Source organism: Akkermansia sp. UBA7090 (assembly GCF_002493465.1).
Taxonomy (GTDB): Bacteria; Verrucomicrobiota; Verrucomicrobiia; order Verrucomicrobiales; family Akkermansiaceae; genus Akkermansia; species Akkermansia muciniphila_A.
On the sequence record NZ_DKYW01000009.1, the window covers coordinates 227,348 to 245,437 of the forward strand.

Sequence of the window (18,090 nt, forward strand, 5' to 3'; positions counted from 1 at the left end):
GCACGTTGTCTGATTTCTGAGGTGATGTCTTCTCCCCGCAAATCCCAGTCTGACCGTTCTGCGGAAACCAGCGGCAAAATCCTTCGTGCTGCGCAGAAGCTTTTTGCCCTCAGGGGATTTAATGGCGTGACCATGAGGGCGGTCGCTTCTGAAGCAGGAGTAAATCTGGCTTCTATCGTCTACTATTTTGAGAACAAGGAAGGGCTGTATCTGGCTGTTTACAGGCAGTATGCGGAACCTCTGATGAAAGCGCGCATGAAGATGCTGAAGGAGGCGGATCTTCAGCCGTCCCTGAGGGCTTATGCCCGCGCATTTATAGAACCTGCTTTCCGGTTGTTTCTGGATAAGAGCCTGGGCGGTCCGGATCATGTCCGTTTATTGTGGCGTCTGCCGCAGGAACCGGAATATCTGGGAAGAAAAATCTATGATGAATTTTATGCTCCATCAATCCAGGAGATGATAGCAAGAATCCGGAAATTCTGTCCGTGGAGTGATGAGCTTTCCTTGTCCTGGCATGCGCATATCATGAGTTCTATCTTCCATGCCACGTTGGGGAAGTATGTCGCGTGCATGGATCTCCAGGAAAAGGAGCCGTGGATGAAAGATCAGGACCGCATTTTGCAGATGATTGTAGATACGGCAGTCCTGCTGATTTCCCGGTCGGCTCTCTCACTGGAGGAAGAGGAAAGGCAGGGATAATATGAATGAAGACGCATGTTTTTCCTTATGCTTCCCCCAATTCCTTTTTGAGTGTTCCGACTGTTCCCGTGATGTCGGAGTGTGTAAGCAGCCAGGAAACGATGACGACCCTGTTTGCCCCCACCTCCAGTACGGAGGGCAGTGTGTTCCCATTGATGCCGCCGATACAGAAGACGGGGAAATTTTCCGGTAGCTGTTGCCGTACTCTTGCGATGTCTTCCAGGCCGATGGCCTGTCTTCCCGGTTTGGTGCCCGTGGGGAACAAGGGCCCAAACCCAATATAGTCCGCCTGCTCTCCACATGCATCCAGGGCCTGTTCTGGACTGTGCGTGGACCGTCCTATGACGGCATCCTTTCCCAGCAGAGCCCTTGCGGACGCCAGGTTCCCGTCATCCTGCCCCAGATGGACGCCGTCTGCGCCGATATTCAGGGCAATTTCAGGATAATCGTTGACGATAAAAAGACAGCCGCATTTGCGGCACAGGGGGACAAGCTGGCGCCCCATATTTTCAATGTGTTCCGGGTTATGGTTTTTCGCCCTTAACTGGAGAATGCGCAAGCCGCCGGCCAATAATTTTTCTGTTACAGGGAGTAGTTGATGTTCAGCAATATATCCCGTATCTACAATGCCGTACAAACGGCAGGATGAGAGGCATTCCTTCCTGTTCATGGCAAGGAATTGTACCGGATAAAATCATCCCGGCAAGACGCTTCCCATTCTTGACCCTAAAAGAGGGTGTGGTATACTCCCCGCATCGTGTCGCCCGCCTTATATTCCGCCGCTAAAAGTGTATTATTCCAAATGAATCCGGAAACTGCCCACAAGGTAACCTTGTGGGGGTTGCGCCTGGCAGAGAAGATGCGTGTCCTGCCTTTAGTAATGGGGAAAGTTCCTTCTGATCCTGTGGAAATTCTGGGAATGAAATTTCCCAACCGGGTGGGGCTTGCCGCCGGAATGGACAAGGAAGCGGATACGGTAAACGCTTTTGGTCAGGCCGGATTCGGTTTTGTGGAAGTGGGTACGCTGACGCCCCGGCCGCAACCGGGCAATGAAAAGCCCCGCCTGTTCCGCCTGATTCCCCAGAAAGCTATTATCAACCGGATGGGGTTCAACAATGAAGGTATTGCCGCCGGAGTGGAAAACATCCGCTCCGCCACTCGTTTTCGAGGTGTTCTGGGCGTCAACATTGGGAAAAATAAGATAACTCCCAATGAGGACGCGGCCCAGGATTACCTTGCTTGCCTGCGTGCGGCATGGCCAGTGGCGGATTATATAGCCATCAATTTCTCTTCTCCCAATACGCCCGGCCTGCGCGACCTTCAGGCGGCGGAACCCGCTGCCCGTCTGCTGGCTTCCCTGAAATCGGAGCAATCCAATCTGGCTGCGGAAACCGGTCGCCATGTGCCCATTTTTATGAAAGTGGCTCCGGATGTGACGGATGAGCATATTGCGGAACTCAGCCGCGTTTTTCTGGATGAAGGGCTGGATGGTCTTATTGCTACGAATACGACTCTTTCCCGCGCCGGGGTAGAAGCCAATCCTCGCCATGAAGAAGCGGGCGGCCTGTCTGGCGCCCCTCTGACGGAACGGTCCACGGAAGTGATTGGAGCTTTTGCTTCCGAATTGAAGGGGCGTATTCCGATCATTGGCGTTGGCGGCATCATGAGCGGCGCGGATGCCGTCGCCAAAATCAAGGCAGGAGCCAGCCTGGTGCAGCTTTATACCGGCTTCATTTATCGCGGCCCGGACCTTATCCGGGAATGCGTGGAAGCCATGAAGGCTGAATGCCCTGTTAATGGCTGATTTCCTTTATTAACCGCTTACAGGATCCATTCATGCCCGGCTCCTTCGTACACCTTCACAATCACACGGAATATTCCTTGTTGGACGGCGCAGTCCATATCAGGGATCTCATTGCTGAGTGTTCCCGCATGGGAATGCCCGCCGTTGCCGTTACGGATCACGGCAATCTGTTCGGAGCCATTGAACTGGTCATGGAGACAAACAGCCTCAATAAATCCGTGGCCGCCTGGAACAAGGAGCATCCGGAAGGTCCGCGGAGGCAGGAAGTAAAGCCTATCTTTGGTTGCGAAGTTTACCTTTCTCCTACGCCCATCAGCGTGAAAAAACAGCTTCCCGGACGCCGCAAATACACACATCTCCTTTTACTGGCGGAAAATGAAACCGGATGGCAGAATCTGGTTAAGCTGGTGTCCCGTTCCCACTTGGAAGGCTTTTATTATAAACCCCGCGTGGATATGGAAACCCTGCGGGAATTCCATGAGGGCCTCATTTGTTGTACAGCGTGCATTGCCGGACCTCTTAATGAATGGCTGCTCAATGACCAGCCTGAAAAAGCGGAGGAAGCCCTTCTGGCTCTAAAGGATATTTTTGGAGACGACAATATTTTTGTAGAGCTTCAGGACCACGGCATGGAGGAACAGAAAAAATGTCTGCCGGAGCTGGTGCGCATCGCCCGCAAGACTAATACCCCCATTGTTGCTACCAATGACGTGCACTTCCTCAGGAAGGAAGATCACGACATGCACGATGTTCTGATTTGTATCGGAACCAACGAAAAGCTGGCTTCCCCAAAACGCATGCGCTATTCCACGGAAGTGTATTTGAAATCTCCTGAAGAAATGCGGGAGGTGTTCAGGGATTATCCGGAGGCCGTGGAAAATACGTTGAAAATTGCGGAACGGTGCAATGTTACTATCAAGCTGGATTCCACCAGTACGGAAAAATACCCTGAATTCGGCACGCCGGACGGGTCGTCCCGCGAAGAATACTTGCGTAAAGTATGTTATAAGGGGCTGGAAGAACGGTATGGAAAGGAACGTGTAGCTGCGGACAAGGAATTGCGCGACCGTTTGGATTATGAGCTTGGAATTATCAACCAGTTGAAATTCCCTTCCTATTTCCTGATTACGGCGGACTTCATCAACTGGGCCAAGGATCATGACATTCCCGTAGGTCCCGGACGCGGTTCCGCAGCCGGTTCCTTGGTGGCTTATGCCATGAAAATCACGAATATAGATCCTCTGAGGTTCGGATTAATCTTTGAACGTTTCCTAAATCCGGAACGCGTCAGCCCTCCGGATATCGATATTGACTTTTGTCAGACTCGCCGGCCGGAAGTAATCGACTACGTCCGGCAGAAATACGGGGAACGCGCTGTTTCCCACATCATTACGTACGGCACCATGGGGGCCAAGTCTGTACTCAGGGACGTAGCCCGTGTGATGGATATGTCCTATGCGGATGGAGACCGTATTTCCAAACTTATCGAAACCGGTCCCAAGGTGACTCTTCAGTCCAGCTATAAGAGTAATGAAGAGCTGAGGGAGCTGATTGCCTCTGATGAGGGGTATGCGGAATTGTGGGGGTACGCGACCCGCCTGGAAGGATTGATCCGCAACGTGGGGGTACATGCGGCGGGCGTCGTGATCGGTGACCGCCCCCTGGACGAGCATGTGGCCCTCACTCGTGATGACCTTTCCGATCCTCATGCCGCTGTCGTCGCCCAGTGCGATATGAGCGCGATTTATGAAGTGGGGCTTTTGAAGATGGACTTCCTGGGCTTGAAGACTCTGACCGTTATGCATGATGCGGAGCAATACGCCCGCTGGCGCGTGCCGGAATTCAAACTGGATTCCGTCCCTCTGGATGACCGGGAAACCCTGGACCTGCTGAACAGGGGAGATACGATGGGGGTTTTCCAGTTGGAATCCGGTGGTATGGTGGACACTTGCCGCCGTTACGGGATTCAGAAAATAGAAGACATCATTGACCTGCTGGCTCTTTACCGACCGGGAGCCATGCAGTTCATGGATGAAATGATTGAAGTCAAGAAGGGGTTGCGCCAGGTGGAGTACGAGCATCCTTTGCTGGAACAGGTCAGCGGGGAAACCTACGGCGTGATGATCTATCAGGAACAGGTGCAGGCGGCTGCCAAGCTGTTGGCCGGTTATACGCTTGGCGGGGCCGACCTTCTGCGGCGCGCCATGGGCAAGAAGGACCCGGCGAAGATGGCCAAGGAAAAAGCCCATTTTGTTGAAGGATGCTGGAAAACAAACCAGATTGATGAAAAGACGGCTACAGCCATCTTTGACAAAATTGAAAAATTCGCCGGGTACGGTTTTAATAAGTCCCACTCCGCCTGCTACGGGCATATTTCCTACTGGACGGCCTACCTCAAGGCCCACTTCCCTGTGGAATTTCTCTGCGGGCTGATGTCTAATGAGGCGAACAATGACAAAATCGGGGTGTTCATTCAGGAAGCCAACCGCATGGGTATTGAAATCCTGCCTCCTGATGTGAATAAATCCATGCTCAAGTTCACTCCTGAGAAAATGCCTTCCGGCAAGCTGGCTGTGCGTTATGGACTGGCGGCCATTAAAAACGTGGGAGAGGGGGCTATGCAGATTCTTCTGGAAGAAAGAGAGAAGAACGGGGAATTTTCCAGTATGGAGGACATTTGCAACAGGCTGGATTCCAAATCTGTCAACAAAAAGATTCTTGAATCCCTGATTCGTGCGGGAGCGCTGGACTGGACGCTGGAGCCGCGTTGCGTCCTGTTTGAACGTGTGGATCTGGCTCTCAGCGGCGCTTCCCAGGTACACAAGGATAAGGCTCTGGGGCAGGGTTCCCTGTTTGACATGACCTTTGAAGCGCCCAGGGTAAAGGACGAGCCCGCCGTTCCGGAATGGTCCAAGGAGCAGCGTATGGGGGATGAAAAGGATCTGTTGGGCGCTTACTTCTGCGGCCATCCTCTGGACTCCATGCGCGGTGTCATTGATGCGGAAAAATACACCCGCATAGGGCTCATTGACACACTGGAACCGCACGAACTCAAGCAGAAGCACCAGATTGCCGGCATGGTTCGTTCCGTCACCCCCAAGATCAGCAAGGCCGGTAGAAAATTCGCCATTCTGACATTGGAAGATTTTACTGGCAGCATAGAAGTGTTGTTGTGGTCGGATGTTTATGAAAAGGCTCAGGAAATGGAGGGCGGCCTGGAACCGGGCGTTTTCGTTTCCGTGCGAGCCAACATCCGGGAGGATGACCGCACATCCTCCAAAAGCGTGGCTGCGCAGGGCATTGACCCCCTGGGAGGCAAAAAGCGCAAATCCAAATCCGGGGAGCAGGGGCCTCTGAATATCATTGTCAGTCCCCTCCGCCACACGAGAAAAAATCTGGAACAGATACGGGATATTCTAAAAAGGTATCCCGGTCGTTCCAAAGTCAATCTCACCATCAAGGACAGCCTGGGACATAGCCAAATTCTGGAACTGGATGAACGGTTCCGCGTGAATCGCTGCCCAGAGTTGGAAACAGAGCTTTCTATGTACAATTAAGGTCATGCCGGGAGGAAAGCTGTCATTGCCGGAATCTGAACGCCTGGTATTACGGGCGTGGCGGGAAGAAGACTGGCCCTTTTTTGCGGCTATGAACGCCAATCCCCGGGTAATGCGTTTTTTCCCCGGCATCATGACGGAAAAGGATTCTCTTTCCATGTGGGGCCGTATGCGGGAAGAACTGGATGAAAGAGGATATGGATTGTACGCAGCGGAATTGAAACATTCCGGTTCCCTGATTGGTCTTCTCGGCTTTCATTGGGCTGATTTTGAAGCGGATTTTACACCATGTGTGGAAATAGGCTGGAGGCTTGTGCCGGAAGCCTGGGGATATGGATATGCTACGGAAGGCGCCCGTGCATGCCTGAAACATGGTTTTGAACGATTCGGTTTTGACCGGGTATATTCTTTTACTGCTTGCGTGAATTTCCCTTCACAAGCCGTGATGCAACGCGTTGGAATGAGGAAAATAGCGGAATTCAACCATCCCAAAGTTGCTCCGGATTCTGTCCTTTATCCGCATGTACTTTATGTAAAGGATGCTCCCTGAAGATGAGCCTCTGGCTGATTTTCGACACCGTATCCCGGGCTTTTCATGGGAAGGCTTGTTCTCCCTTATAGGAAAATGATGAACAGGTTGTGATATTTTGCAGGTTTATCCATTCTTTTTTCCCATTGTCTCCCGGCAAATCGAACGGACTGCAATGCTGAAGAAATGCAGGGTGCGCGTTGGAGCCTTTGTCGCCAAGCGTGACTTAAAAGGTGTAACTTGCCACGGCGTTGAATTGGTGCAGGTGGAGTTTAGAAATATGGACGGATTTTTATAAGAAGGTCTGCAATTAAATCATTTTAATAGTCCATCAATAATGAAATATATCTATATTTTGTCTTTTTCTGGAAAATTTATATATAGGATAATGACAATGGAAATATGAACGCTTTGATTCTTGGGTGCTTCTATCCTTCATGCGGGCAGCCTGTCATGGTCAGCCCGGAAACGATGAAACAATAAATACCGTCATGTTTGATCCAAATCAAAAACCTGATACAGCCCGGGCGGAAAATTCCATTTTCGGCTCTCCGGAAGCAGATAACCTTCTCCCCAAGGATGAGTTCCCGGATTACGCGATGCGCGCGGAGGACGCTTTTCAATTGGTGTCCGATGAATTGATGCTGGACGGCAATGCCCGCCAGAACCTTGCAACCTTCTGCCAGACCTGGGATGAAAAGCAGGTCAGGATGCTGATGAACCTCAGCATTAACAAGAACATGATTGACAAGGATGAATATCCCCAGACAGCCGCTATTGAAATGCGTTGCGCTGCCATCATTGCCAATCTTTGGAATGCCAGCAAAAATGAAAAACCCATTGGTTGTTCCACTATCGGTTCCAGTGAAGCATGCATGCTTGGAGGCATGGCCGCCCTGTGGCGCTGGAGAGCCCGCCGGAAAGCTGCCGGCAAACCCATTGACAAGCCCAACCTGGTATGCGGTCCTGTCCAAATCTGCTGGCACAAGTTCTGCCGCTATTGGGATATTGAAATGCGTGAAATCCCGATGGCGCCCGGGAAATGGAAGATGGATGTTGACCGGATGCTGGAACAGATTGATGAGAACACCATCGTTGTGGTTCCTACGTTTGGTGTGACCTATACGGGCGCTTATGAATTGCCGGCGGAAATTGCCAAGGCTCTGGACGATTACGAAGACAAGACCGGCATCAGCGTTGACATCCATGTAGACGGCGCCAGCGGCGGCTTCCTTGCCCCGTTCTGCGCCCCGGATGTTGTCTTTGACTTCCGCATTCCCCGCGTCAAGTCCATCAGCGCTTCCGGCCATAAGTACGGATTGGCTCCGCTCGGAGTCGGCTGGGTCGTTTGGAGAGATATTTCCTACCTGCCTGAAGGATTGATTTTCAATGTCAACTATCTTGGCGGAGAAATTCCCAATTTTGCCATTAATTTCTCACGGCCGGCCGGACAGATTATCTGCCAGTATTATGATTTCATCCGCTTGGGCAAGGAAGGCTATACGAACATCCATACGCAGGCTTATGAGGTAGCGAAGTACATTTCAGATGAGCTTTCCAAACTGGGACCGTACGAATTTATTTGCACGGGCGATCCGGAAAAAGGTATTCCCGCTGTCTGCTTCTTCATCAAGGATGGAGCCAATACGAACTACACGCTTTTTGACCTTTCAGATAAGCTGAGAACCCGCGGCTGGCAGGTGCCCGCCTTCACGCTCCCTGCCAACTGTCAGGATACGGTGGTGATGCGCGTCATGGTTCGCCAGGGCTTCTCCAAGGATTTGGCAGATCTGTTCCTGGAAGATTACAAGCGCATGCTCGCTTTCTTTGAGAAACACCCGGTTTCTTCTCCGATGACGGCGGAAGAAGGAACGGCTTTCCACCATTCCTGATGGAAGAAGCTCTGCTGAGCGATTTTTGTTGGATGAATAAGTGTGTGTAAGCGCGGCTCCGCAGTTGTCAAGGTTTGTGCGTGGACCTGACAGCTGCGGAGCTTTCATAAGCGTTTATTTGATGCGTTTTGATATTTCAGCGGGGCATTCAACGGTTCCCTGGCAGACAATCCGGGGAGGAAAGGCTGTTCCGCTATGGGCCGGGGCAGAATAATGAAGTTCCTTTCTTTTGTTGAGGAATGAAATATCCCCCTCACCGGAAATAATCCGGAGAGGCTGGTTATGTCAGGGCGGTTCGATTTCTCCGTCTTCCATCCTTGAGCAAGAAGGAATAATTGACATCTGGAGGGCGGGGAGGAAACGTGCGGACTGGCATCTTCTATCTCTCCTGAATTTGGCCGCATCTTTTCGGGAGATGGCTTTTTCACATCTCCGGGTTTGAGTCTCTCAGCAGCAATCTGCTGGTCCCTGTTATAATTGCCCGGATAGTCCATCTTGGGGAGGGAACCGGGGCCGCCATCTCTTTATCTTCGTTTTCCCCTCTTCCGGTCTTCCGGCCCGGTTCCGGCCGCCTTTCCTTTGGTGGCTTTAATATACAGGTGGCTGTTAGTTCCACCTTATGAATCAGTTCTTTATCCATCGCCAACAGGGTTCCGTCTGACTCTGCCGGAACTGGTTGCTGGAATCAGGTTCGGAAGAATTGTTCGTGTTGGTGCGGACAACACTTTCTCTTCTTGGGCAATCATCGCGGAATCCTCCTCCGGGAATGGCCATATTATCGCTCCGGAAAAGTAGATGACAATATGGTTTCCATCTCCATTCGGATGTTGAACTGTGCTTATTCCCCTGCCGTGAAGAAGGCCGGTGAATATAACTTGATATGGGAAAACGCATAGCGGCGTTGAAATTTGAATCAGAGAATAATTGGGGAAAGCATGTTGAAAAAACGGGATGCCGGGTGTGGTTGCCAGGTTTGTTCCCTGTATTTTCCCATTCAGGCATGAAAAAGTATTAGTAAGGATTTTTTCAGGAATCAAAATTTTTAAGAAAACTAACATATATTAAATTATTTATATGTATAATTATAAACGGATTGTGTTGTATTTTATTTTTGAAAACTTGATAATAAATTGAAAACGGAATTGACAGTGATAAAAACCAATAATATTCTCCTGTAATAATCAGGGGATAGTTGGTTATGTTGATTAAATTCAAACACTTCATAAGGATATTTGCGTTGATTTTCCTTTTGTTGGGGGCGTGGGCGGCAGGAGAAGTCGTAACCGTTCAGGTACCGGAGCAGCTTCCGGAATGTCCGGTCCGGTTTATTCGCGGTACGCTGGTAGCTGTTGACGGCTCCATTTGGGTTGTAGGAGAAAAAGAAAGCATTTACCGCCTTCAGGTTGGGGACCGGGCATATGAAAAATCGTGGCTTAATATGGACTATTATTCCGGTTTTCCCAAAGGAAAGAATTTCACCTGTATTGCGGAGGACAGGCAGGGGCGCATCTGGGCGGGCACGGATGACAGCGGCGTAGCCGTTTTTAACGGAAGAGAATGGAAAATGTATAACCGCAGCAATGCACTGAATGGCGAGCATGTTTATGCTTTGGCCATTTCTCCCGTCTCCGGGGAGGTTGCCGTAGCCTCATCCGGCGGCGTATCCGTTTACGATCCTGCAGGCGATTCGTGGAAGACGCTGGACAGATCCACTGGCCTGGCGGAAGACCAGGCGGCTTCCGCAGGTTTTGATGCCAGGGGCAATTTGTGGCTGGCCTATGCCTGCGGCGGAGTATCCTGTTCTTCCCGCCAATCAAGGTATATGCAGTGGAAGAATGTTCAGGCCCCCTGGTACTGGGACAACAGGCAATTCGCCCGTCAGCCGTACCAGCCGTATGGTGATGGCTTGCCTTCCAATATCTGCAATGTGTTGACTTGTACGGATAAGGATCAGATTCTGGTGGGTACCTGTTCGGGGTTGGCGTACAGTAACGGCATCAGTTCTTGGCGTTATATGAGAGGGCGTGATTATGCCCAGAAAAACAGTCATCTGTATGGTTCTGCCGCACGGAAAACCGCGGTTCCGGGAGAGTCGAATTCCAGAATGTTGTCTGAAGATTTTATTTCTTCCGTTATCCAGCAGGGAAAGGAGATTTTCGTCGGTTACCGGATGCAGGGAGTGGATGTGCTGGATGCTGAAAAGATGACGGTGAATCAGAGAATAAGAAAGGGGCTGGAAAACGTGGATGTCCCTTCCTTGCTGGCGCTTCGGGACGGGAGCGTCTGGGCAGGGACATATGGACGGGGACTTGTTCGCCTGAAAAAGGGGGCTCTGGCTTATCAACTGGACAGGAGCCCGCAGGACAATGAAGTTTCGTTTCCTCGTCCGGCGCAGATGGAGGAGCCTTCCGTGGTACTCAGAAGATTGGAAAAGCTGGGATCCGATGCGCATGCGGGGAAGAGTATTGTGTTCCGGGGGGAGGACTGGACTACGAAAGGGGACTGGTGCGGGAAGTACGGGCACACGCGTGCCACGCTGTGCGCCACGAATGCCCCCATGAGCAATTCCGAGTTTAAAGCCAAGCCTATCCGGTTCCGTACCCTTTCTTCCGTTCCCGGCCATCCCGGATACAAGGGGGCCTTGTCTCCCTACTGGATTCAAGGGCTGATGGGGCTCAACCGCAAGAAGGGAGACGCGCTGCGCTGGTGGGTGCACAGCATTAAGGAAAATAATAACCGCAACGTTCTTTTCGACCCTACGGATTCCGTGCGGACAGAGGCGGAGTGGGATGACCATGGGGAAGCGTATCCTGGCTTTGTGGACGGACCTGATATCTGGGTAGCCGTGGAGGTGCCGGAGGGTGTTCATGAAATAGCTCTGTATTTTTATAATCCCAACGGTTATCTCACCAATGAATCCAGGCGGGATTACGTAGTGGAAGCCAGAAGGCACCCTTCCACCGCCCCCCTTGTGTTCCTGTTCAATATTGAGGGGGATCTTGCGATAGGAGAACAGAATAGTCGGGGGAAGGAACTTGCCTCCTCCATGGAGCAGTGGTATTCCTACCCGGTGGAGGCGCGCACTCGCGTTTCCAGATTTGCGGGGTCCGGGGTTTATAAAAGGTTCATGAGCAGGAAGGGGGGGATTTACCTGTTCCGTATTTGCCGGAACGGTTCCTTTAATACCATTTTAAACGGGGTGTTTGTGAATGAAAAAATACCGTGGGAAATCCGAATGCCTGAGGAATTGCCTTATTACGTATCCGGTGCGCTGGCTGGCATTGTTCCCACTCCGGAAAGGGTGAATGGAGCTGCTCTGGGACAGAGGGAAAAGGCTGTGTGCAAGCCTTTGTATGAGTTGCAGTATACGCGCAAATACCTGACGCCGGCTGCGTGCAGTCTTCAGAACAGGTATATTCTTGCCCTGTGGCGGCAGGCCCGGGAGAGCCGGGCCGAGGGTGGTTGCCTGGCGGACTGCCTCCAGTGGGAAGCCAGAGTGAGCGACGACCGAGTGAGAGCTTCCTTCGATGAAACCATGAAGCGTTCCTGGGATCAGAGCCAGATTTATTATATCGGCAACAGGTCCCGGGATTTTATGCCGAATGCCCCGGGTACTGTCCCTTTCTCCCTCAGTGAATTGCGCCTGATGGCCAAACTGCGCATCGACTGGCGGCAGTATCGGGACGATGCGAAGACTCCTCCTGAAAAAACTGTTCAGGAAATGAAGGAATTCCTTAATAAAGAATTGCTGAAACAACAAAGTAGAAAATAACAATGAATAAAATTGCCTGTGCTATAATGGTTTCTCTCTCGGGAATCTGTCTCTTGAAAGGAGAAACAGTTCCGCAGAAAACGGAATGGAAAGGGGGACGCCTTATTTATGATGGAGTCATCATCAAAAATCAGTTCAATCTGCCTCAAAAAGGAATCAAATACCATGATGAGGATAGATTGTCCTATGATGTCATGAACACCACCCTTGAAATGAGCACCACCCTTTCCAAAAATCCGCAATGCGGCAGGGAATGGTGTTACAAGGGAATCAGCTATATTGTTGTCAAATATTCCGGCCCGATTTCAGATCCGAGAGACGGGGGCACCATTTATTTTGAACCATACTATAACCATCATATCTGGTTTCATGAGAAAAAGCATGGGGAATGGGGGATTTTGTACTCCAAAGTCTATATTATTACCCGGATTAAAAATGCGAATATCGAGGATGTCAGAGACTATGGAATCAGCGGAGAGGACGGTAGCATCTTTTTCAAGTATGTAGAAAAAGTAGTAGATGATAATATGTGAATTCCGTTTGGTTTTCCCGGATGAAAATCATCTTCCGCCGGTTCCCGGCTATTTAGGCTCCGGAGGTCCGCAGACGGCGACCTCCGGAGCTTTGTTGGGTCAATCCTGCTTTCGGGGCAAGCCTTTCCGGTTTAGAGGGGCAGTTTCGTGCCGCTTGATGGAAAGGTGCTGCTTCCCCGGCGGGAAAACATCCGGCGCCTTGGGATGCCGATGATACTGAAAAGCTCCTGTCCGTAAAACACGAGGCTGCGGAGGGAATGTCCCGTTTGCCGGAATAAAGGGGGCCCTGTGCGAGGTCTCTGCGTTTTTTTGCGTGGGGCGGGGCTGCGTTTTATGGCGTTTCAAAATACACTGTTCCGTGGGAATCCCGGCCTCCGGCCCCTTTGAATTTGGCTTTGACCGTATAGGTTGCTCCTTGCCTGGGTTCCGGGGCATTCAGGATGTACTGGATATTTTCCTTATGGGCGCCGCTCCTGCCCGCATGGGCGTCCCGGGAGATTTCCCGGGAATTTTCATACAGGGCTACAGATTCGATTTCAATGGCGTGAGCGCCCTTGTCGTACAGCAGGGTGACGGTGTATTTGCCGGGAGCCCTGACCAGTTTGGTAACGTCAAACGAATGTTCCTGTCCGGTCAGGACGGCGGGCGTCCATGTGCCGATCCTGGGCGTATTGAAAAAGTCGGACTTGTCTATTTGGCTGATGATATTCCGGGCAAATTTGATTCCCATCAGGTCCATGCGTTCGCTATACGCTTTCAGGCGTTTTTTGAAATCCGGAAAATCCTTGTTGCCTGCGGGAGTCCAGCCAACCTCCGCAAAAGCGCAGACACGGGGAAACGCCTGGTAATGCAGACGTTCCGGTGTGGCAATCCATTCCGTCCATACTTGGGCGCCCAGCCCCTTGACTCTGGAATGGTACTGTTCCTCCAACCCGGGAAAAACGGGTTCGAATCCGTATGCCTTTTGCAGGGGAATGCTGCCGTAGCTGTAATCCAAATAGGTGGAGGTATGGAGGGAATTGATGACGTCATGTCCGTCCCGGATAGCGTTTTTGGCCAGGCCGGTGTTGCCTTTCCAGAACTGGATGACGGCGTTGGTGTCCAGTTTGGCTCCGGCTTTTCCTCCTCCGTCCCCATTGACGTCATGTCCGTAAATTTCATTCCATCCCATCATGCGGCACCCTTTTTGGGCAATAATGCCGGACATGCGGTTGGTGAAATACATCTGGACGTCCGCATAATTCTTCATGCCGTTTTTTTTCATGAATTCCTCAATTTCCGGAACGCCCTTCCATTGCTTGTCATAGCGCACCTCATCCCCGCCTATATGAATGATTTTGCCGGGGAAGAGCGCCGCGATTTCATCCAGAACATCGGACAGGAAGGCATAAGTTTTTTCCGAAGTGGGATCGAAGGCTGTGTTGACAATGAATGTGGTGGGCACTTCCACGGGAGTTTTCAGGCTCAGGAAGGGGTATGCTGCGGCGGCTGCGCTGGCATGGCCCGGCATTTCAATTTCCGGAACGACGGTGATATTGCGGCGGACTGCGTATTGCACGATATCCCTGATTTGTTCCTGGGTATAAAAGCCTTCATGCGGCGTTCCGTCTGATTTGCCGCTGTGCCATGTGCCGATTTCCGATTCTCTGCGTTTGGAGCCGATTGAGGTCAGGAGCGGATACTTTTTGATTTCAATGCGCCATCCTGTGTCGTCCGTCAGGTGCCAGTGCAGGATGTTCATTTTTAGCAGAGCCATTTGGTCGATGATTTGCTTAATGGTTTTTTCACCAAAGAAGTGGCGCGCCTCATCAATCATCAGAGCCCGCCAGGAGAACCGCGGATAGTCCGTTATGTGGAACGGAGTTTTGGAAATGTTCCACGGGACGATGGATTTATCCGCCGTCCCGTCGTGGAAAATGGCAGGCATCATCTGGACCAGGCTTTGCCCCGCATAAAAGATGCCCCTGGCATCGGCCGCGGAAAGGATGATGCCTCCTGGGGAAGATTGAATGGAGTAGGCCTCTTCTCCCCTGGCGGCCAGGGACGGGTCTTTTTTGATGATGATGCAGGCGGCTTTCTTCGACGCTTGTCCGGCTGTTTTAAGGGGAAGAGGGAGCCCTGTCCCTTCGCTGAGCATCTGCTGTAATTGCCCTGCCTGATTCAGGAAAGCCTTGTCCTGCGTTGTCGTGATGATGAAGGAATCCCGGGTGAGCCGGGCCGGACTTCCTTTGAACAAGGTGATTTCCGCAGGTTTCGGGATGATTTGTTCTTGTGAGAAAGCTGCTGGAAAGCTGGCGGACAGAACAAGTGCGGGGATAAGGAATTTCATGGACACGGTTATAGGTACAAAGGCTGCTGACACAATCTTTCATGGGGAATTTGTTTTTTTGGCTCCTGAAACTGAATATTGTTTTTTGATGCGGGTCTCATCTTCAGAAGGTATGTGTCCGGGGCGGACGCAGCGTCCGTTTGCGGCAAAAGCGGAGTGCGGGTGCGCAGGATGGAGCCGCTTCCGGATACGCCATTTCAGAAAATCTCCAACCATGACCAATATGAAGATGAAAACCGTAATTCTGTTGTCGCTGGCGGCCTGCACGGGCATGCCGGCGTGCTCCGGAGCCTGGGCGGCGGCAGTTTGCCAGGAACAGGCCTACCACCTGAAGACGGCATGCCCCCATCCCCTTTCCCTGGCCGGTCCTGCGGATGAGCGTGTTTATTTGCGCTTTCAGACGGGGTGGGCCAGCAAGTACGAGTGCGAGGGCCTGGACTTGTGGGACGGCCCTCTCTGCATGTTTGTCCCTGAAATACAGTATAAAGAGTGGGTGGGGAAAATATGGTACGGCGTTTCCACGGACCATCGGAATCATGCGGAGTTGAAATACCGGCTGGATTACGTCAGGGAACTGGGAAACTGGACGGTCATGCCCTGGTATGAGCACAGCTTTGTTTTTCCGGGAGACAAGGGAATTCCGCGTCCCGGCTTGAAAACGACTTATCATTTTTCCGACCGCTGGTTTGGTGGCGCGGACCTGTACTGGCAGTATAACAACCATACGTTCCGCGGTTATTACGCCGTATTTGCGGGGCTGCATGAGGAAATAGCGGATTGCGTGCGGGTGGACGCCGTAGTGCGCTATGGTTACAATGGAGGGTATGTAGGCCCGGTGGTGCACCATGGCTCCAATGCCCTGGATTATAATCTGAGCGTTACCTTCCGCGCCACCGGACGCCTGACTGTGGAATTGTTTACCAATTACAGCCAGGCGCTGACCGTGGTAAAGCAGAAGGGGCTGGGGGATGATTTCTATTATGGCGTCAATTTAAAATATACATTCTGACTTCCGGACGGGTCGTCAGCGTGTCCGTTGCGAATTTCCGCTGGTTCCGGAGGGTGTGGGGCAGGGAGTTTTTTTCTTCCGTATCGAACGGCGGGGGACATTTTTTTGTCACAACGGAATAGTATTTCTCTCTTTTCATGAATACTCCGTCCCCCCAGTCTCAGCCGCCGGATTCCGTCTGGTACGGATGGATTTTGAAACTGTTCCATCATTGGAAAGTGGGGGAAAGGCAGGTCACCTATGTATGGGCCGTGCTCGTCGGGATGGTGGGCTCCTGCATGTCTCTGTTTTTTGAGTGGATGGTGGAAGTAATCCAATGGATGCTCACAGGCATCTGGTCGGATTCCCGCGTAGGCACTTTTTCCCTGGTGGAGCCGGAATGGCGCATGTTTATTCCGGTGGCGGGCGGACTGGTGGCCGGCTGCATCCTGCTGTTCCTGAAGAAGAGGATGCCGGGGCAGGCTACGGAATACATGGAGGCCATGTCCATCGGAAACGGGCTGATCAAGTTCCGTGCCTCCGCCCTGAAAGTCTTTTCCGCGGCATGGAGCATCGCTTCCGGGGCCGCCATCGGCAAGGAAGGGCCAATCATCCAGTCTTCCGCTCTGATTGCGTCTAATGTGGGGCAGCGCCTGCACGTATCTATTCCGCGGCTCCGGCTGCTGGTGGGCTGCGGGGCGGCGGCTGGGTTCACGACGGCGTTCCATGCCCCTTTTTCCGGTTGCCTGTTCGTGAGTGAAATCATCATTGGCACCGTGAGCATGGATATTCTGGCGCCACTGCTCATCGCCTCCTGTACCGGATTCGTGATGCTGCATCTGCTGGGGGATCCTTCTCCCCTGTACAGTTCTCCGTTTGAAAGCTTTACTGTCTTTTCCCAGTCTCTCTGGTGCATTGCCCTGGGGGCGGCGGCTGCCGTGGCGGCCAGGGGATGGGTCAGTTTGCTGGATGCGGCCGCCAGATATTTGAATGGCCGCCAATCCCTTCTGCCGCTGCGTCTGGCGGCCGCCGGGCTGGTCGTGGGGATTCTGGCCGTTTTTTATCCGGAAGTGGTGGGCAATGGTCAGGCTCTCATTACCGGGCTGGTTCATGAGGATTACGGCACGCGGGAGGCGCTCATCCTGCTTCTGGTAAAGGTGTCTGCCGTGGCTGTGGTGTTTGGCTGCGGTACGGTGGGGGGAGCCATGACGCCCACCTTATACGTGGGGAGCATGGTGGGGTTTATTTTCAGTACGGTTCTGACGTCCCTGGGAATGGAGGGCAACCATACGGTGGCGTATGCGATGGTGGGGATGGCTTCCTTTTTCGCCGTGGCGGCCCAGGCCCCCCTGACGGCCCTGGTGATGGTGGTGGAATTTTCCATGAGCGGGCAAATGATTTATCCCTTGCTGATTGGGGTCGTAAGCGCTTATGGCACGGGAAAGCTGATTCGCGCGCGTTCCATGTATGCCGCCAGTCTGGCCGGCAGCCCGGCGTCCGTCGTCAACCTGCCCATGGCGCAGGTCTATGTGCATGACCTGGCGCGGCACGTAGTGCCCCAGGTAGCTCCGGACGCATCCCTGGATGACGTTTCCTCCCTGATGCTGCGGAACCCCGGAGACCTGGTTTTTGTGGTGAATAAAGATGGGACTTATGAAGGGGCCATTTATCCGGAGGATTTTCTGGAGGTTCGCCGGAAGATGGAGATGCAGAAAGAGGGAACTCCTCCTGATGCGGGGGCTCTGGTTCGTACGGGCGCTCCCGTGCTGGATGCCGGCACCCATCTGACGGATGCTTTGAAGCTGTTTGAACAAACCCACCTACCCGCCTTTCCCGTAATCTGGAAGAATACCGGGAGGCTGGACGGCGTGCTGTACCGCAACGCGTTGTTCCAGGTTATTACGGAGATGATGAAGCGGGAGTCCGGCGGAGACGTGGGCATGTAAAATGAGACGAAGCAAGGGCTTGGTATTACAATTTTGTAAAA

13 protein-coding genes are annotated in these 18,090 nt (G+C 52.4%); 9 read left to right on the plus strand and 4 right to left on the minus strand.

Going from position 1 to position 18,090, the window contains the following annotated elements; all coding sequences use genetic code 11:
• Nucleotides 1-24: 24 nt before the first annotated feature.
• Nucleotides 25-699, plus strand: coding sequence for a TetR/AcrR family transcriptional regulator (locus B3075_RS03915; RefSeq protein ID WP_094137434.1), 675 nt, complete (start codon nt 25-27; stop codon nt 697-699).
• Nucleotides 700-724: 25 nt separating this feature from the next.
• On the opposite strand, the gene thiE is transcribed toward B3075_RS03915, so the two are convergent.
• A complete protein-coding gene (thiE, locus tag B3075_RS03920; RefSeq protein WP_290488499.1) occupies nt 725-1,369 on the minus strand; it encodes a thiamine phosphate synthase in 645 nt (214 codons plus the stop codon).
• Nucleotides 1,370-1,456: 87 nt separating this feature from the next.
• On the opposite strand from thiE, the gene B3075_RS03925 reads away from it, so the two are divergent.
• From B3075_RS03925 to B3075_RS03940, 4 genes are all read left to right on the plus strand, one after another.
• Nucleotides 1,457-2,503 (plus strand): quinone-dependent dihydroorotate dehydrogenase, encoded by a 1,047-nt coding sequence (locus tag B3075_RS03925; protein ID WP_290488498.1) that lies wholly within the window; start codon nt 1,457-1,459, stop codon nt 2,501-2,503.
• A gap of 32 nt (nt 2,504-2,535) precedes the next feature.
• The gene (dnaE, locus tag B3075_RS03930; protein WP_290488497.1) at nt 2,536-6,060 is read left to right on the plus strand and encodes a DNA polymerase III subunit alpha; all 3,525 of its coding nucleotides are present in this window, start codon (nt 2,536-2,538) and stop codon (nt 6,058-6,060) included.
• A 4-nt stretch (nt 6,061-6,064) separates the two neighbouring features.
• On the plus strand, nt 6,065-6,610 hold the full coding sequence (locus B3075_RS03935; protein ID WP_094137437.1) for a GNAT family N-acetyltransferase: 546 nt from the start codon (nt 6,065-6,067) through the stop codon (nt 6,608-6,610).
• 470 nt (nt 6,611-7,080) lie between these two features.
• Complete coding sequence (locus B3075_RS03940; protein WP_094137438.1) at nt 7,081-8,481, plus strand: glutamate decarboxylase; 1,401 nt, start codon at nt 7,081-7,083, stop codon at nt 8,479-8,481.
• A gap of 104 nt (nt 8,482-8,585) precedes the next feature.
• Here the strand turns inward: B3075_RS03940 and B3075_RS03945 are convergent, their stop codons facing one another.
• Together B3075_RS03945 and B3075_RS03950 are read right to left on the minus strand one after the other, a co-directional pair.
• On the minus strand, nt 8,586-8,975 hold the full coding sequence (locus B3075_RS03945; RefSeq protein ID WP_290492022.1) for a hypothetical protein: 390 nt from the start codon (nt 8,973-8,975) through the stop codon (nt 8,586-8,588).
• 138 nt (nt 8,976-9,113) lie between these two features.
• Nucleotides 9,114-9,539: a hypothetical protein gene (locus B3075_RS03950; protein ID WP_290488496.1), complete on the minus strand. Its 426-nt coding sequence runs from the start codon at nt 9,537-9,539 to the stop codon at nt 9,114-9,116.
• 179 nt (nt 9,540-9,718) lie between these two features.
• Here B3075_RS03950 and B3075_RS10430 point away from each other — a divergent pair, with 179 nt between their 5' ends.
• Together B3075_RS10430 and B3075_RS03960 are read left to right on the plus strand one after the other, a co-directional pair.
• The gene (locus tag B3075_RS10430; RefSeq protein WP_290488495.1) at nt 9,719-12,253 is read left to right on the plus strand and encodes a ligand-binding sensor domain-containing protein; all 2,535 of its coding nucleotides are present in this window, start codon (nt 9,719-9,721) and stop codon (nt 12,251-12,253) included.
• 2 nt (nt 12,254-12,255) lie between these two features.
• On the plus strand, nt 12,256-12,786 hold the full coding sequence (locus tag B3075_RS03960) for a hypothetical protein (protein WP_094137440.1): 531 nt from the start codon (nt 12,256-12,258) through the stop codon (nt 12,784-12,786).
• Nucleotides 12,787-13,117: 331 nt separating this feature from the next.
• Here B3075_RS03960 and B3075_RS03965 read toward each other — a convergent pair whose 3' ends face one another.
• The gene (locus B3075_RS03965) at nt 13,118-15,115 is read right to left on the minus strand and encodes a beta-N-acetylhexosaminidase (RefSeq protein ID WP_290488494.1); all 1,998 of its coding nucleotides are present in this window, start codon (nt 15,113-15,115) and stop codon (nt 13,118-13,120) included.
• Between the two features lie 214 nt (nt 15,116-15,329).
• Between B3075_RS03965 and B3075_RS03970 the strand changes: the two genes are divergently transcribed.
• Both B3075_RS03970 and B3075_RS03975 read left to right on the plus strand, forming a co-directional pair.
• Nucleotides 15,330-16,124 (plus strand): hypothetical protein, encoded by a 795-nt coding sequence (locus B3075_RS03970; RefSeq protein ID WP_290488493.1) that lies wholly within the window; start codon nt 15,330-15,332, stop codon nt 16,122-16,124.
• A gap of 137 nt (nt 16,125-16,261) precedes the next feature.
• The gene (locus B3075_RS03975; protein ID WP_290488492.1) at nt 16,262-18,049 is read left to right on the plus strand and encodes a chloride channel protein; all 1,788 of its coding nucleotides are present in this window, start codon (nt 16,262-16,264) and stop codon (nt 18,047-18,049) included.
• The last annotated feature ends 41 nt before the right edge of the window (nt 18,050-18,090 follow it).

Bases quoted from the DNA above. Each gene is read 5' to 3' on its own strand.
- B3075_RS03940 (WP_094137438.1), top strand. From the start codon at position 7,081: ATGTTTGATCCAAATCAAAAACCTGATACAGCCCGGGCGGAAAATTCC.
- B3075_RS03935 (WP_094137437.1), top strand. From the start codon at position 6,065: ATGCCGGGAGGAAAGCTGTCATTGCCGGAATCTGAACGCCTGGTATTA.
- B3075_RS03970 (WP_290488493.1), top strand. From the start codon at position 15,330: ATGACCAATATGAAGATGAAAACCGTAATTCTGTTGTCGCTGGCGGCC.
- B3075_RS03915 (WP_094137434.1), top strand. From the start codon at position 25: ATGTCTTCTCCCCGCAAATCCCAGTCTGACCGTTCTGCGGAAACCAGC.
- B3075_RS03960 (WP_094137440.1), top strand. From the start codon at position 12,256: ATGAATAAAATTGCCTGTGCTATAATGGTTTCTCTCTCGGGAATCTGT.
- B3075_RS03945 (WP_290492022.1), bottom strand. From the start codon at position 8,975: ATGGACTATCCGGGCAATTATAACAGGGACCAGCAGATTGCTGCTGAG.
- B3075_RS03965 (WP_290488494.1), bottom strand. From the start codon at position 15,115: ATGAAATTCCTTATCCCCGCACTTGTTCTGTCCGCCAGCTTTCCAGCA.
- dnaE (WP_290488497.1), top strand. From the start codon at position 2,536: ATGCCCGGCTCCTTCGTACACCTTCACAATCACACGGAATATTCCTTG.
- B3075_RS03975 (WP_290488492.1), top strand. From the start codon at position 16,262: ATGAATACTCCGTCCCCCCAGTCTCAGCCGCCGGATTCCGTCTGGTAC.
- B3075_RS03950 (WP_290488496.1), bottom strand. From the start codon at position 9,539: ATGTTAGTTTTCTTAAAAATTTTGATTCCTGAAAAAATCCTTACTAAT.
- thiE (WP_290488499.1), bottom strand. From the start codon at position 1,369: ATGAACAGGAAGGAATGCCTCTCATCCTGCCGTTTGTACGGCATTGTA.